This window comes from Streptomyces sp. NPDC059524 (genome assembly GCF_042749255.1).
Lineage (GTDB): Bacteria > Actinomycetota > Actinomycetes > Streptomycetales > Streptomycetaceae > Streptomyces > Streptomyces xanthii.
Window position 1 is genome coordinate 25,161 of record NZ_JBHYTK010000069.1, and the last position, 13,996, is coordinate 39,156.

13 protein-coding genes are annotated in these 13,996 nt (G+C 74.1%); 8 read left to right on the forward strand and 5 right to left on the reverse strand.

The annotated features are described in order from the left end of the window. Positions 1-47: 47 nt before the first annotated feature. Positions 48-407: a helix-turn-helix domain-containing protein gene (locus tag ACFW9D_RS20510; RefSeq protein WP_384623641.1), complete on the reverse strand. Its 360-nt coding sequence runs from the start codon at positions 405-407 to the stop codon at positions 48-50. Positions 408-622: 215 nt separating this feature from the next. Between ACFW9D_RS20510 and ACFW9D_RS20515 the strand changes: the two genes are divergently transcribed. From ACFW9D_RS20515 to ACFW9D_RS20530, 4 genes are all read left to right on the forward strand, one after another. Further along, the gene (locus ACFW9D_RS20515) at positions 623-1,705 is read left to right on the forward strand and encodes an NADH:flavin oxidoreductase/NADH oxidase (RefSeq protein ID WP_384623643.1); all 1,083 of its coding nucleotides are present in this window, start codon (positions 623-625) and stop codon (positions 1,703-1,705) included. Positions 1,706-1,822: 117 nt separating this feature from the next. Next, positions 1,823-2,266 (forward strand): Rrf2 family transcriptional regulator, encoded by a 444-nt coding sequence (locus tag ACFW9D_RS20520; RefSeq protein ID WP_188340365.1) that lies wholly within the window; start codon positions 1,823-1,825, stop codon positions 2,264-2,266. 100 nt (positions 2,267-2,366) lie between these two features. After that, positions 2,367-3,557: a globin domain-containing protein gene (locus ACFW9D_RS20525; protein WP_384623645.1), complete on the forward strand. Its 1,191-nt coding sequence runs from the start codon at positions 2,367-2,369 to the stop codon at positions 3,555-3,557. 103 nt (positions 3,558-3,660) lie between these two features. Then, a complete protein-coding gene (locus ACFW9D_RS20530) occupies positions 3,661-4,749 on the forward strand; it encodes a WD40/YVTN/BNR-like repeat-containing protein (protein ID WP_384623647.1) in 1,089 nt (362 codons plus the stop codon). 120 nt (positions 4,750-4,869) lie between these two features. Here ACFW9D_RS20530 and ACFW9D_RS20535 read toward each other — a convergent pair whose 3' ends face one another. After that, positions 4,870-6,567 carry an adenine deaminase C-terminal domain-containing protein gene (locus ACFW9D_RS20535; protein WP_384623649.1) on the reverse strand — a complete coding sequence of 566 codons (1,698 nt, stop codon included), beginning with the start codon at positions 6,565-6,567 and terminating at the stop codon, positions 4,870-4,872. A gap of 82 nt (positions 6,568-6,649) precedes the next feature. After that, positions 6,650-7,981 carry an NCS2 family permease gene (locus ACFW9D_RS20540; RefSeq protein ID WP_384623651.1) on the reverse strand — a complete coding sequence of 444 codons (1,332 nt, stop codon included), beginning with the start codon at positions 7,979-7,981 and terminating at the stop codon, positions 6,650-6,652. Positions 7,982-8,116: 135 nt separating this feature from the next. Between ACFW9D_RS20540 and ACFW9D_RS20545 the strand changes: the two genes are divergently transcribed. Continuing rightward, positions 8,117-9,100, forward strand: coding sequence for a LacI family DNA-binding transcriptional regulator (locus tag ACFW9D_RS20545; RefSeq protein ID WP_188340360.1), 984 nt, complete (start codon positions 8,117-8,119; stop codon positions 9,098-9,100). A gap of 15 nt (positions 9,101-9,115) precedes the next feature. Here the strand turns inward: ACFW9D_RS20545 and ACFW9D_RS20550 are convergent, their stop codons facing one another. After that, the gene (locus tag ACFW9D_RS20550) at positions 9,116-9,682 is read right to left on the reverse strand and encodes a CGNR zinc finger domain-containing protein (protein ID WP_384623653.1); all 567 of its coding nucleotides are present in this window, start codon (positions 9,680-9,682) and stop codon (positions 9,116-9,118) included. A gap of 74 nt (positions 9,683-9,756) precedes the next feature. On the opposite strand from ACFW9D_RS20550, the gene ACFW9D_RS20555 reads away from it, so the two are divergent. After that, entirely contained in the window at positions 9,757-11,040 is a 1,284-nt protein-coding gene (locus ACFW9D_RS20555) for an MFS transporter (protein WP_384623655.1), read from the forward strand. On the opposite strand, the gene ACFW9D_RS20560 is transcribed toward ACFW9D_RS20555, so the two are convergent. Further along, complete coding sequence (locus tag ACFW9D_RS20560; protein WP_384623657.1) at positions 10,926-11,603, reverse strand: uracil-DNA glycosylase; 678 nt, start codon at positions 11,601-11,603, stop codon at positions 10,926-10,928. The genes ACFW9D_RS20555 and ACFW9D_RS20560 overlap by 115 nt on opposite strands. Before the next feature lie 100 nt (positions 11,604-11,703). Here ACFW9D_RS20560 and ACFW9D_RS20565 point away from each other — a divergent pair, with 100 nt between their 5' ends. After that, positions 11,704-12,681: an N-acetylglucosamine kinase gene (locus tag ACFW9D_RS20565; protein ID WP_384623659.1), complete on the forward strand. Its 978-nt coding sequence runs from the start codon at positions 11,704-11,706 to the stop codon at positions 12,679-12,681. A gap of 242 nt (positions 12,682-12,923) precedes the next feature. Next, positions 12,924-13,859: a sirohydrochlorin chelatase gene (locus ACFW9D_RS20570; protein WP_188340357.1), complete on the forward strand. Its 936-nt coding sequence runs from the start codon at positions 12,924-12,926 to the stop codon at positions 13,857-13,859. Positions 13,860-13,996: the final 137 nt, after the last annotated feature.

The following is a 13,996-nucleotide window of genomic DNA, read 5'->3' on the forward strand; positions in this document are numbered from 1 at the left end:
GGGCCGGCCCGCCTGACGCCCACCCCCCGGGCCGGCCCGCCTGACGGCTACTCCCCGAGCCGGTCCGCCTGACGGCCCGCCGCGTCGAGAACGCTGTCGAGGAGGCCGGGGAACAGGACGTCGAGGTCGCCCCGGCGCAGCCCGTTGAGCTTCGCCGTCCCCCGGTAGACCTGATCGATGACGCCGGCCTCGCGCAGCACCCGGAAGTGGTGCGTGGACGTGGACTTGGTGACGGGCAGGGCGAAGGCGGAGCAGGACAGCGCGGTCTCGGCCGCCGCCATCTCCCGCACGATCGCGAGCCGCATCGGGTCCGACAGCGCGTGCAGGACGCCCTCCAGCCGGATCTCCTCGCGCGCGGGGTGCGCGAGGGCACGGCCGCCTGCGGCCTGCGGTGCTGCGGTGCTCATTGGACGACTCCCCTGTCTGTGCGGCTCGTTCGCCCCGCACCCGCGGTCGTCCCCGACGCGCGTACGGACCGACGCTCCGGCCTCATTGTACGAGACTTCTCGTAGTTTGACAGTTCCCGTACTACGATGGTTATCGTACGAGCCTGGGTGCGAGCCGAGCCTGAGGGCCCGTACCGACGAGCCTTCGCGACCAGCCCGTACCGAATGGAGTCCCCGTGAGCGCGCTGTTCGAGCCCTACACCCTGAGGTCCGTCACCGTCCCGAACCGGGTCTGGATGCCGCCGATGTGCCAGTACAGCGCCTCCCCCGAGGGCCCGCTGGCCGGCGCCCCCACGGACTGGCACTTCCAGCACTACGGCGCCCGCGCGGCGGGTGGCACGGGCCTGATCATCGTCGAGGCGACCGCGGTCAGCCCCGAGGGCCGGATCTCCCCGTACGACCTCGGGATCTGGAACGACGAGCAGGTCGCGGCCTTCCGCCGGATCACGGCGTTCCTGAAGTCGCAGGGCACGGTGGCGGGCATCCAGATCGGGCACGCCGGACGCAAGGCGTCCACCGAGCGCCCGTGGGTGGGCGGCGCGCCGGTCGGCCCCGAGGGGCACGGCTGGCAGCCCGTCGCGCCGAGCGCCGTCGCCTTCGACGCGAAGCACCCGGTGCCGACCGAGCTCACGGTCGAGGAGATCCGGGAGACCGTCCAGCGGTTCGCGGACGGCGCGCGGCGCGCGCTGGACGCCGGGTTCGAGGTCGTCGAGCTGCACGGGGCGCACGGCTATCTGATCGGCCAGTTCCTGTCCCCGCACTCGAACCACCGCACGGACGAGTACGGCGGCTCCTACGAGAACCGCACCCGCTTCGCCCTGGAGGTCGTGGACGCGGTGCGCGCCGTGTGGCCCGATGAGCTGCCGCTGTTCTTCCGGATCTCCGCCACCGACTGGCTGGAGGACGGCAAGGGCTGGACCGCCGACGACACCGTGCGCTTCACCGCGGAGCTCCGGGCCCACGGGGTGGACCTGATCGACGTCTCCACCGGAGGGAACGCGGCGGGCGTCCGTATCGAGGCCGGCCCCGGCTACCAGGTGCCGTTCGCGGCGCGCGTGCGCAACGAGGCCAAGGTGCCGGCCGCCGCGGTCGGCATGATCACCGACGCCGAGCAGGCCGAGAAGATCATCGCCAACGGCGAGGCGGACGCGGTCCTGATCGGCCGCGAGCTGCTGCGCGACCCGTCGTTCGCCCGCCACGCGGCGCGCGAGCTGGGCGCGGACGCGCACGTCCCGAACCAGTACCTCCGCTCCGTCTGAGCTCCACGCCCCGAGCCCCGTCTCCTCACGCCCCCCGCGCAGACCGCGCCGGGGGCGTGACGCATTCCTCAGCGTCTTAATTTGCCTTTCAGATGCAAGTATTCGTAGCGTGCGGTCATGCGGCTGACACGCTTCACGGATCTGGCACTGCGCGTGCTGATGCGCCTCGCGGTCGAGCAGGAAGGCCTGCCCACCACGCGCGAGGTCGCGGCCACGATGGACGTGCCGTACACCCACACCGCGAAGGTCGTCGCGAAGCTGCAGCACATGGGGCTCGTCGAGGCCCGACGCGGCCGGGGCGGCGGACTCGCCCTCACCCCGGCGGGACGCACGGCCTCCGTCGGCGCCCTGGTCCGGGACCTGGAGGGGCCCGGTGACGTCGTGGACTGCGAGGGAAGCACGCCTTGCCCGCTGCGCGCCGCGTGCCGCCTGCGAGGTGCGCTGCGCGAGGCGCAGGAGGCGTTCTTCGCCTCGCTCGACCCGCTGACCCTCGCCGAGCTCGTCGAGGCGCCGACCGGCCCGCTGCTCCTGTCCCTGTCGCCCACGCGCGGCGCGGACTGACCCCCCACTCACCCCGCAACCGAAAGACCGCTGGTCACCGGCACCACGTTCCGTGTGACCTTAAATACGAATCTGAAATACCAATTAAGGAGATCCGCTGATGCTCACCGAATCCTCGGCCGCCGTCGTCCGCGCCACGCTTCCCGCCGTCGGCGCGGCCATCGAGGAGATCACCGGGCTCTTCTACGAGAAGCTGTTCGCCGCCCACCCCGAGCTGCTGCGCGACCTGTTCAACCGTGGCAACCAGGCGGCCGGCAGCCAGCGTCAGGCCCTCGCCGGATCGATCGCGGCCTTCGCGACCCGTCTGGTGGACCACCCCGACGAGCGGCCCGACGTCATGCTCGACCGCATCGCCCACAAGCACGCCTCGCTCGGCGTCCTCCCCGAGCAGTACCCGGTCGTGCACGAGCACCTGTTCGCGGCGATCGCCGAGGTGCTCGGCGACGCCGTCACGCCCGAGGTCGCCCAGGCCTGGGACGAGGTCTACTGGCTGATGGCCAACGCGCTGATCGCGATCGAGAAGCGGCTCTACGACGGGCAGGGCGTCGTGGCCGGCGACGTGTGGCGTGAGTGGGAGGTGGTGTCCCGCACCGACGACACCGCGGACGTCGCCTCCTTCCTGCTGCGCCCGGCCGGCGGCGGCCCCGCGCCCGCGTTCCGGGCCGGCCAGTACGTGTCCGTCCAGGTCGAACTGGCCGACGGCGCACGGCAGATACGCCAGTACAGCCTCACCGGCGCCCCCTCCGGAACGACCCGGTCCATCGCGGTCAAGCGCGTTCTCGGCGCCGGGGGCACCCCGGACGGCGAGGTCTCGCGGCACCTGCACGCGCACGTGCGCGCCGGTGACCGGCTGCGCGTCTCCGCCCCCTACGGCGACCTGGTCCTGGAGGCCGACGGTGCTCCCCTGCTGCTCGCCTCCGCCGGGATCGGCTGCACCCCGATGCTGGCGATGCTCGACGAGCTGGCGGGCTCGGGCCACGAGGGCCCGGTGACGGTCCTGCACGCCGACCGCTCCCCCGAGACCCACGCCCTGCGCGCCGACCACGAGTCGCTCACCGCGAAGCTCGCCGGTGGCACCGCCCACTTCTGGTACGAGCAGGCCGGCGCCGGCCACCGCACGGGCCTGATGGACCTCACGGACGTGACCGTCGCGCCCGGCACGCGCGCGTACCTGTGCGGCCCGCTCCCCTTCATGCGCGCCGCGCGCGAGCAGCTGCTCGGCAAGGGCGTCGCGGCCGCCGACATCCACTACGAGGTGTTCGGCCCCGACCTGTGGCTCGCCGCCGCCTGACACCCGTGTGACCTGCGCGGACCCCCGCACCGACGGTGATTGTCAGTGCGGGGGTGCAGACTGGCCGATACCTGGAGACAACGACGTTTCGGAGGTGTTCGGCATGACCGATGTGCTGCTGGCCGTGGGCACGCGCAAGGGGCTGTTCCTGGGGCGCCGAGGCGCGGACGGCGCCTGGACGTTCGACGAGAGCCCGTACTTCAACGCCCAGGCGGTGTACGCGGTCGCCATCGACACCCGGGGGCCGACACCACGGCTGCTCGCGGGCGGCGACAGCGCGCACTGGGGCCCGTCCGTGTTCCACTCCGACGACCTGGGCCGTACGTGGACCGAGCCGGCCGCACCCGCGGTCAAGTTCCCCAAGGACACCGGCGCTTCGCTGGAGCGGGTCTGGCAGCTGCACCCCTCGGCCGCCGAGCCCGGCGTCGTCTACGCGGGCACCGAGCCCGCCGCGCTGTACCGCTCCGAGGACCGGGGCGAGTCCTTCGAGCTGTGCCGCCCGCTGTGGGAGCACCCGACCCGCTCGAAGTGGGTGCCCGGAGGCGGCGGCGAGGGCCTGCACACGATCCTCAGCGACGCCCGTGATCCTGACTCCCTGACCGTGGCGGTGTCCACGGCCGGCGTCTTCCGCACCTCCGACGGCGGGGCCAGCTGGACTCCGTCGAACTCGGGGGTGAGCGCGGTGTTCATGCCGGACCCCGACCCGGAGTTCGGCCAGTGCGTGCACAAGGTGACCCGGGACGCGGCGGACCCCGACCGGCTGTACCTGCAGAACCACTGGGGCGTGTACCGCAGCGACGACGGCGGCGCGAAGTGGACGGACATCGGGGCGGGCCTGCCGTCGACGTTCGGCTTCGCGGCGGCGGCGCATCCGCACCGCGGCGACACGGCGTACGTCTTCCCGATCACCGCGGACTCGGACCGCGTCCCCGCCGACCGCCGCTGCCGTGTCTTCCGCACCCAGGACGCGGGCCGCACCTGGGAGCCCCTGGACCGCGGCCTCCCCCAGGGCGACCACTACGGCACGGTGCTCCGCGACGCCCTGTGCACGGACGACGCGGACCCGGCGGGGGTCTACTTCGGGAACCGGAACGGGGAGGTGTACGCGTCCGCCGACGACGGCGACACCTGGCGGCAGCTGGCGGAGCATCTGCCGGACGTGCTGTGCGTGCGCGCGGCCGTGGTGAGCTGACCGGGACCTCGCGCGGGGGGGGGGGGGGGGGGGCCCCGGGGGGGGGGGGGGGGGGCGGCGGGGGGCCCGCGCCCCCCCCCCCCCCGCCACGGCGAAACGCGCGCGCGGCGACGCGGCCGCCTAGTGGCAGCTGTCCAGGACCTGCGGGGTCCAGTCCCGGGCCAGGACGTCGACCAGGCCCAGGTCCGTGATCTTCATCGTGGGCGAGACCGCGAGGGTCAGCGTCGACACGCTCATGAACGGGTTGCGGTGACGCCAGCCCCACGCACCGAGTTCGTCGCGGACCCGGCTGGACGCGTCGGCCACGTGCTGGGCGGAGGCGGCGGACATGACGCCGCCGACGCCGAGGGACAGCCGCGCGGTGACAGCGCCGTCGCGGGCCACCGCGACACCGCCCTCGTCGGCGAGCACGGCCTGCGCCGCCGCCCGCATCGAGGTCACGGTGGTGCCGAGCGTGACGAGGTTGTGGCTGTCGTGCGCGTACGTGGTGGTCACGGCACCGTCGCCGAGGTCCATGCCGGTCACGGGCACACAGGCGGTGTGGTCGCGGCCGTGCCGGTTGCGGACCCAGCAGAGTGCGGTGCGGCCCTCCCACTGGACGAGGCCGTCGACGACGTCGAGCTCGATCTCGGTCGGCTCGGTGTACGTGTCGACCGGGTTGACGCGCAGGGCGCGGAAGCGGTGCCGGCCGTCGGCCAGGTCGACGCGCCAGCGGTACTCGTCGTCCGGGAGGCCGGGGACATGGACCGACCGTGCGAAGGGGTGGTCGGCCGGGGCCGGCTCGTCGTAGGCGGCACGACCGCCGGAGGCGACCACGCGCCCGCCCGAGAGCACGGTGTCGACGGCGAAGTCCTCCAGCGCCCCGTCGAGCAGGACGAGGTCGGCCCGCTTGCCCGGGGCCACGACACCCCGGTCCGGCAGGCGGAGCCGCTGCGCGGGCGTCCAGGTCAGCGCGCGCAGCGCGTCGAGCGCGGGCAGCCCGGCGGCGACGGCGACGCGCCCGATGTGGTCGAGGTGGCCGTGGGACAGGATGTGGTCGGCCGCGAGGTCGTCCGTGACCAGGCACAGCGGCGGCAGCTGCGGCAGCGCGAGCAGCGCCCGCACCACCTCGGGCTCCAGGCACTTCTCCTGGAGCATGACCGTCATGCCGAGCCGGGCCTTCTCGACGACGACCTCGGGCGTGTTCTTGGTGTGGTCGGAGTCGATTCCGGTGGCCATGTACCGGCTGAGCTCCTCGCCGGACAGGCCCGGGCAGTGGCCGTCGAGGATCGCTCCGTGCTCGCGGGCAGCCTCGATGACGGAGTGCATGCGCGGGTCGCCGGAGACGACGGCGCGGTAGTCCATGACCTCGGCCAGGGCCCGTACGCCGTCCCACTTGAGCAGGTCGTCGACGTCGGAGGCGTCGAGGTGAGCGCCCGAGTGCTCGAACCCGGCGAGGGCCGGCACGCAGGACGGCACGCCCCACACCTGCGTCTGCGGCGTGGCCTGCCCCGCGTCGATCATCCAGCGCATGGCCGCGCGCCCGGCGACGTTGACGATCTCGTGCGGGTCGGCGAGGACCGTGGTGGTGCCCCTCGGCAGCGTCAGCCACGCGAAGGGCGCCGGGGTGAGGAAGGAGCTCTCGATGTGCATGTGCGCGTCGATGAACCCGGGGACGATCAGCCGGCCCGTCGCGTCGATGGTCCGTGCCGCTTCGCCGCCGGTCCCGGGCGGCACGACTCCGCTGATGTCCGAGCCGGTGACGAGGACGTCGGCGGCGAAGGTCTCACCGGTGAAGACGGAGACGACGCGTCCCCCGGAGATGCGGATGTCGTGCACGTGGGCTTCCGATCGATGGTCGTGAGCGTGGGAGTCGGCGTTGCGTGGGCTGGGTGGTGCGGGCCGGCGGGCGGCCGCTCGGTCAGTGCACCGAGTTGTAGAAGAAGTAGACGAGGAACGGCAGCATGACCCACAGGCCCGGGTGCAGTTCCCTGAAACGCCCGGCCAGGGACTTGATCAGCACGTAGAGGGTGAGACCGGCGGCGATGCCGGTGCCGAAGTTGCCCCAGAAGAGGGTGCAGGCCACGACGACGGCCGCCGGGACGGCGTCGGTCGGGTCGGTCATGTCGATCTTGCGCAGCCCGGCCAGCATGGACAGGCCGATGAAGATCAGGACGGGCGCGGTCGCGGCCGCCGGGATCATCGTGGCGACCGGCGTGAAGAGCAGCAGCAGGGCGAAGAGGCTCCCGGTGACGACCGAGGTGAGGCCGGTGCGGCCGCCGCTGTCGGAGCCCGCGGCGGACTCCAGGTACGTGGTCACGCTGGGACCGCCGACGGCCGCGCCGCCGATGATGCTGACGGAGTCGACGAGGAACGGCTTCTTGATGTCCGGGACGTTGCCCTGGTCGTCGGTGAGACCGATGCGCTCGGCGACGGCCATCACGACGCCGGTGGCGGAGAAGAACTCGGCGGCGAACAGCGCGAAGAGGTAGGGCAGGTACTCGGGCTTGAGCGCACCCAGCACGTCGACGTGGAAGGCCGTGGCGCCGAGGCCGCCGGGCAGTTCGAACCAGGAGTCGGGCAGTTCGGCGACACCGAGCGGGATCGCGACGATCGTCAGCGCCACCATGGTGATGAGCAGCGTGCCGGGCACCTTGCGGGAGGCCAGGGCCGTCACCAGGCACAGGCCCGCGACGGTCAGCAGGCCCGGGGCGGCGGTGAGCTCGCCGAGCTTCATGCCCTTCGGGCCGAACTCGATCAGGCCGGCCGAGCGGAAGCCGAGCAGGGCGATGTAGAGGCCGATCGCGGGGCCGATCGCGAGGCGCACGCAGTCGGGGATGATCCGCGAGACCAGCTGGCGCACGCCGAGCAGCGTCAGGAGCAGGAAGGCGACGCCGGACCAGAGCACCATGCCCATGGCCACGTCGTAGGGCACGTGGTCGTGCTGGATCAGGGTGACGGCCACCAGTGCCACGCCGCCGAGGCCGGGGGCCAGGACGAACGGCAGGTTGGCGTAGAAGCCCATGAACAGGGTCGCCAGGACGACGGTGACGATGACCGCGGTGGTCGCCGCCGCGTGCGGCACTCCCGCGCCGGCGAGCATGCCGGGCACCACGACCACGACGTAGGCCGACGCGAGGAACATGCTGACGCCCGCGAGGACCTCCGTGCGCACGGACGTGCCGCGCTCCCGCAACCGGAACATGCGGTCGACAGCCGAGGTGGTTCTCGGCTCACTCTCAGTTGTCGCCACCATTACTCCTCATCATCAATGCAAGCGTTTGCACGATAGAGTACGGACAGACCGTGGGCACGTAAAGGGGATGTGTGTAAGGGCCTGATAAAGGTGCCCTTGCAGATCATGATCCCCGCGAAGGGGGAGGCAAGGATGGCGCGGCTGGAGGATGTGGCCCGGGCGGCCGGCGTCTCGGCGTCCACCGTGTCCCGCGCGCTGAGCCGCCCGGACATGATCTCGGAGTCGACCCGCCACCGGGTGCTGGCCGCGGCCGAGGAGCTCGGCTACCGGCACAACGCGGCCGCCCGCGCCCTCGTCACCGGCCGGACCGGACTGCTGGCGTTCAGCGTCCCGTCCCTCGCGAACCCGTTCTACGCACCGGTGATCGCCGGGGCCCAGGAGGCCGCCGAGAAGGCCGGGTGCGAGCTGATCGTGGTGGTCACCGACGGCTCGCCCGAGCGCGAGAAGGCGCTCATGGACCGGCTCGCGGACCGGGTGGACGGGTTCGCGGCGGCGGGCCCGCGCTCGACCGGGGACACCCTGGCGGCCGTGGCGCGCCGGCTGCCGCTCGTGACCCTCAACCGGCGGGTGCGCGGCGCCAGTTCGGTGGTCATCGACACCCCCGCCGGGATGACCGGGCTCGGCGCGCACCTGGCCGGTCTCGGGCACCGGCGGATCGCCTATCTCGGCGGCCCCGACGCCGGTTCCTGGCTGGATCCGCGACGCCTGCGCGCCCTGCGCGAGTCGGTCCCCGACCGCGAGGTCGTCGCGCTGACGCCGTATCCGCCGGAGTTCGAGGCCGGGGTCCGGGCGACGGACGCGGTGCTCGAGACCGGGGCCACCGCCGTCGTCGCGTACAGCAGCACGCTGCTGCTCGGCCTCCTGCACCGCATGACGACCCTGGGGCTCAGCGCACCCGGGGACTTCAGCCTCGCCTGCGCCGACGACCTGTCGGCCGCGGGTCTGGCACTGCCCGACATCACGGCGCTGCACGTCCCGGCGGCGGAGGCGGGCCGCCGTACGGTCGAGCGGCTGCTCGAACTCGCGGCGGGTTCCCGCGGCGAGTCCGCGACCCATCAACTGCTCCCGGTCGAACTCCTCGTCAGGACGTCGACCGGGTCTCCCGCCACTCCCTGACGTCGAGCCACCGCCCTACGAGGCGCTGGTGCGCCGGGCGCGGAACGCGGCGGCCTTGACCCGGTTCTGACAGGCCGTCGAGCAGAACTGGCGGCCCGCGTTGCGCGACGTGTCCACGTAGACCCGGTCGCAGCGGGGCGCCGCGCAGACCCCGAGCCGGCCCGCGTAGTCGCCGCCGAGGGCCATGGCCAGGCCGGTCGCGCAGCCGGCGCTCCAGCCGACGGCGTAGGAGTCTTCGGAGCCGTGGAAGTGGACCTGCCAGGGCTCGCCCGGGGAGCGGTCGAGCTGGGGGCGGGCGCCGGTGTCGCGGAGCAGCGCGTTCAGCGCGGGGGCCGCGGCGTCGAGGTCGTCGGCGGCCACGGCCTCGAAGACGGTACGCAACGCGCGTGCGGTGGCGGCCAGTCGGTCGGCCGCGTCCTGTTCGAGGTCGGCGCCGGCGGAGAGCGCGGCGCGGACCGCGCCCACGCGTTCGGCCCCCTCGGGAGCGGCGTAGGGGCGACCCCGCGCCTCGCCGTCGGTCAGCGCGTTGACGAGCGCCGCCGACGCGTCGAGCAGCGCCTTCATGTGACTGTCGAACAGCACTTGACCAGTTACCTCTCACTCGCCTAGCGTCCACATCACTGCCGTATCGGACTTTACCAGTGACGTGAGGTGTCGTGTCCCGCCCCGAGCCTCTGCCCCGCACCGTACGCATGCTGCTGCTCGCCCGGACCGTGAACCAGCTGGGCGCCTTCTCCCTCCCCTTCCTCACCGCGCTCATCTCCGCCGACCACGCGGCGGGGCTGACGACCGCGGGGCTCGTCACCGCCGCGTTCGGGCTCGCCACGATTCCGTCGCGCCTGGCCGGCGGCTACCTCGCGGACCGGATCGGCCCCCGGACGACGATCCTGCTCGGGCTCGGCGGCTGCGCGGCGGCCCAGTTGACGATCGCGGTCTCGGCCTCGCCGGTGGGTGCGGTCGCGGGGGCCGTGCTGCTCGGGCTCGCCTTCGAGCTGTACGAGCCGCCGAGCCAGGCGATCGTCGGCGAGTCCGTGCCGGAGCGCCAACGGGTGCGCGCCTTCAGCCTGTTCAGCGCGGCGCTCGCGGCGGGCGCGATGGGGGCGGGGCTGCTCGCGGCGCTCCTCGGCCGCTGGGACCTGCGTTGGCTGTTCGTCTGCGACGCCGTGACCTGCCTGGCCTGCGCTCTGCTGATCCGCGTCGCACTCCCCCGCGACCGGCGGGCGACGGCACCCGCCCGGCAGACCGCCACCGCCGTACGGCCGCTGCGCGACCGGGCGCTGCTGACCGTCCTGGCGCTCGGCACCGCGTACGCGCTGATCAACCAGCAGACCGTGATGACGCTGCCGCTCGCGCTGGAGCGGCAGGGCCGGGCGGCCGCGGACGCGGGCCTGCTGTTCACGGCGGCGGCCGCGACCACCGTGCTCGCGCAGCCGCTCGTACGGGCCCGGCGCCTGGCCCGGCTCTCGACGCGCGCGGCGCTCGCGTCGGCCCATGTGCTGCTGGCCGCGGGCCTGACGGGCTACGCGCTCGGCCGGTCCCTGTCGGCGCTGCTGGCCTCCGCCGCCGTGTGGAGCCTCGGTGACCTGCTGGTCATGGGCCGGGTCTACGCCCTGGTCACGAGCCTCGCGCCCGCCGGGGCGAGCGGCCGCTACCTGGCCGTGTTCGGGTGCGGCTGGGGAGTCGCGGCGACCCTCGCTCCCCTGCTGGGCACCCAGCTCCTGGCCCGTACGGGCGTGACGGCGCTGTGGTGGACGATGGCCGCCCTCTGCCTGCTGCTCGCCGCGCTCCACCTCCGGGTGACGCCGGAGTCACCCGTCGCCCCGTCCTACGGAAGGCTCCAGTCCACGGGCCGGGCCCCCTGGCGCGCCAGCAGGTCGTTGGCCCGGCTGAACGGGCGCGAGCCGAAGAACCCGCGGTCCGCCGACATCGGCGACGGGTGAGCCGACTCGATCGCCGGGAGGTCGCCGAGCAGCGGCCGCAGGTTGCGGGCGTCGCGGCCCCACAGGATCGACACCAGCGGGGTGCCGCGGGCGGCGAGGGCGCGGATGGCCTGCTCGGTGACCTCTTCCCAGCCCTTGCCGCGGTGCGCCGCGGGCTTGCGCGGGGCCGTGGTGAGCGCCCTGTTGAGCAGCAGCACGCCCTGCTTCGTCCACGGGGTCAGGTCACCGTTCGACGGCGGGGGCAGGCCGAGGTCGGCGCCGAGCTCCCGGTAGATGTTGATCAGGCTGCCCGGCAGCTGACGGACCTCCGGGGCGACGGCGAAGCTGAGTCCGATCGCCATCCCCGGTGTGGGATAGGGGTCCTGACCGACGATCAGCACGCGTACGTCGTCGAAGGGCTGCTGGAAGGCGCGCAGGACGTTCGCCCCCGACGGCAGGTACGTCCGGCCTGCCGCGATCTCGGCCCGCAGGAAGTCGCCCATCTCGGCGATGCGTCCGGCCACAGGGTCCAGGGCCTTCGCCCAGCCTGCTTCGACAAGTTCATTCAACGGTCTTGGTGCCACAGTGCGTCACCCTACTGGCCCACACCGACACTCCGCGCCCGCCCGCCGGGCCCCGGCGCTACTGTTCGTCCACCAAGGTCACCGGCGAGGAGGAAACCCGTTGCGTCCAGCGAACGAACCCGGCGGACGGTACGTGCTCGGCGTGGACTCGGGCGGCTCCGGGCTCCGGGTCGCCCTCGCCGAGGCCGCCGACCCGGCCGGCGCCGTCTCGACCCGTTCCGCCACCCCCGTACGGACGTCGGCGGCGGGTATCGACCCCGCGCACATGCTGGAGCTTCTGCTGCCGATGGCGCGGGAGTTGCTGGCCGGGGCGGGCGATCCCGTCCCGGTCGCCCTGGTCGTGGGCGCGGCCGGGATGGCGACCCTCGGCGACGGGCTGCGCGCGGAGCTTCCGGCCGCGCTCGCCCGCGAACTGGGCGTCGGGCGGCTCGCGCTGGCCGCCGACGGGGTCACCGCGTACGCGGGCGCGCTCGGCCAGCGGCCCGGCGCGGTCGTCGCGGCGGGCACCGGGATGATCGCCCTCGGCACGGATCTCGGCTCCTGGCGGCGGGCGGACGGCTGGGGACATCTGCTGGGCGACTGCGGGGGCGGCGCCTGGATCGGGCAGGCGGGGCTCGCGGCGGCGATGCGCGCGTTCGACGGGCGGCGCGGCGGCAGCGCGGCGCTGCTCGCGCGCGCCGAGGAGCGGTTCGGCCCGGCGGGCGAGCTCCCCGGCCGGATCTACCCGCGCACGGACCGCCCGGCGGCCCTCGCCTCGTTCGCCCCCGACGTGGCGGCCTGCGCCCCCTCCGACCCCGTCGCGGCGTCGATCCTGCGGGACGCGGCGCGGCACATCGCGGAGTCGGCGGCGGCGGTGTGCCCGGCGGACGGCGGCGAGGTCGCCCTGACCGGCGGCCTCTTCAACATGGGCGCTCCTCTCCTGGACCCGCTCCACCGCGAACTCACGGCCCAGCTCCCCAAGGCCGAGCTCACCCCCGCCGCGGGCGACCCCCTGCACGGCGCCCTGGTGATCGCGGCGGCCCTGGCAAGCGACGGGCTCCGTCTGCCGCGGGACGGCCGGCTGCTGTTCGTGCCGTAGGGGCGCCCGGGGCGGGGGTCGGGCAGGCCCGCCCGCACCACTCCACCCGGTGGCACCGGGCGCCTCCCGCACCACTTCCGTCCCGCCCGCACCGAAGCGGACGCCTCCCTTTACTCCCCCACACACCCCCCGGACCTGGACATTCACACTCTCCGCGACTGAACGGACAATCGCGGACGGATACCGCTCAGCCGCCCCCTGACCGAACAACGATGCCCGGAGAGCCAGTAGCATGCGGCCGCATGAGCTCCCCCACTGGGCCCGCATCCGGCCTGCCTGTACGAATGCCGCGACCCCGTCAGCCCGGACGGCACCGCCGGCCGGAACCCGTGGCCGCCCCCGAGGGCGCGCCGTCCCTCGTTCTGGCCGTGCCCGGCACGCCCAGCGCCGCCACGCGCATGCTGGCCGACGAGGTCGTCAGCATCGCGCGCTCGGAGCTTCCCGGCCTGGACGCCCGTGTGGGGTTCGTCGAGGGTGAGGTCACCGACTTCCCGGTTTCCGCCGAGTTCCCGTCCCTCGCGTCCGTGCTCGCGCACGCCGCGAAGGAGCGCACCGCCCGCTACGAGCAGGCCGTGGCCGCCGGCGTCGAGGCGAAGGCGCCCGAGGGCCCCGTCGCGGTCGTCGTGCCGCTGCTCGCCGGCCCGGACAACGCGCAGATCCGCCAGATCCGCCAGGGCATCGCGGACAGCCGCGTCCCGGCCGAGCTGACCGACGTGCTCGGCCCGCACCCGCTGCTCGCGGAGGGCCTGCACGTGCGTCTGTCGGAGGCGGGCCTGGCCCGCGCCGACCGCGCCCGTCTGTTCACGGTGGCCACGGCCGCCGACGGCATCATCCTCGCCGCAGTGGGCGGCGAGGAGGCCGTGCAGGCGGCCGGCATCACGGGCATGCTGCTCGCCGCCCGTCTGGCCGTCCCGGTGATCGCCGCCGCGCTGGACGCGGAGGGCGCCGTCGCCGCGACCGCCGAGCAGCTGCGCGCCTCCGGCTCGCAGAACCTGGCGCTGGCCCCGTACCTGATCGGCCCCGAGCTGGACCCGAGCGTCCTCGAGGCCGCCGTCAAGGACGCGGGCTGCGCCGCCGCGGAGCCGCTCGGCGCGTACCCGGCGATGGGCAAGCTCGCGCTGTCGAAGTACACGACGGCGCTGGGCATCACGCCGCAGCCGGCCGTCTCCGGCAGCTGAGCCGAAGCACCGAGAGGGGCCCGGGGGCCGGACGGGCCCCGGCCCCGCGGGGGGGGGGGGGGCGCCCCGACCCGGGGGGGCGCCCACCCCCCCCGACCCCGCCGGGCCCCCCCCCCCAACCCCCCCCCCCCGGGGCG